Source organism: Vibrio sp. 1641 (genome assembly GCF_033339995.1).
Classification (GTDB): domain Bacteria; phylum Pseudomonadota; class Gammaproteobacteria; order Enterobacterales; family Vibrionaceae; genus Vibrio; species Vibrio alginolyticus.
The window spans coordinates 1-728 of record NZ_JAWOVP010000159.1; the positions used below are offsets into that span (position 1 = coordinate 1).

The 728-nt window shown below is 49.5% G+C and carries 1 protein-coding gene; it reads right to left on the bottom strand.

Annotation, left to right across the window (positions count from 1 at the left end; translation table 11 throughout):
- Positions 1 to 13 precede the first annotated feature (13 nt).
- The coding region (locus tag R7Z47_RS24805; protein WP_318130756.1) for a glycoside hydrolase domain-containing protein at positions 14 to 728 on the bottom strand (715 nt) is incomplete at its 5' end.

Below are 728 nucleotides of genomic sequence, written 5' to 3' on the forward strand. Positions count from 1 at the left end.
CCCCTCAAAATCATTATTCGCCTAGGTTGGCTTGCATTGCTTCAGACTTGTCAGCCGTCATCACGAAGTGCAGTTCGCCGCCTGCTTTGAATGCGCTGTGCTGGAAGGTGTTGTACACATCCAGAGGCTTACCGTTTATGGTCACTTCTTTGATGTACATGTTGTCTGGACCGTTGTTCTCAGCCGTTACCGTGAAGGTGCCAGAGCCAATGTCTACCGTCGCTTTGTCGAAGATTGGACGACCGATGCTGTAGGTTGGATCGGTTGGCGAAATTTGGTAGAAGCCCAGTGCTGACATCAAGTACCACGCGGACATTTGACCTACGTCTTCGTTACCGATGATGCCGTCTGGCGTCGGTTTGTAGAACTGGTCGTAAACTTGGTCTAGGTATTCCTGCGCCTTGTAAGACTCTTCAGTACGGTTGTACAAGTAGATGACGTGGTGCGAAGGCTCGTTACCATGAATGTACTGACCTATGTAACCTGTCATGTCTTGGTGCGCTTCGCCGCCATTTGGATCGGCAGTAAATAGGTTGTTCAGCTTGTCGTTCAGACCTTGTGTGCCGCCCATGATTTCAGTCAGCTTGTCTAAGTCTTGCATGAACGCCCATTGCCATTGCCACGCGTTACCTTCTGTGTAGTAGAACGCGTCAGATTTGTAAGGGTCGAAGTCAGTTGAAGCGTATTTCAGTGCACATGGATCGCCTTCTTTCAATTCTGTTGGTACA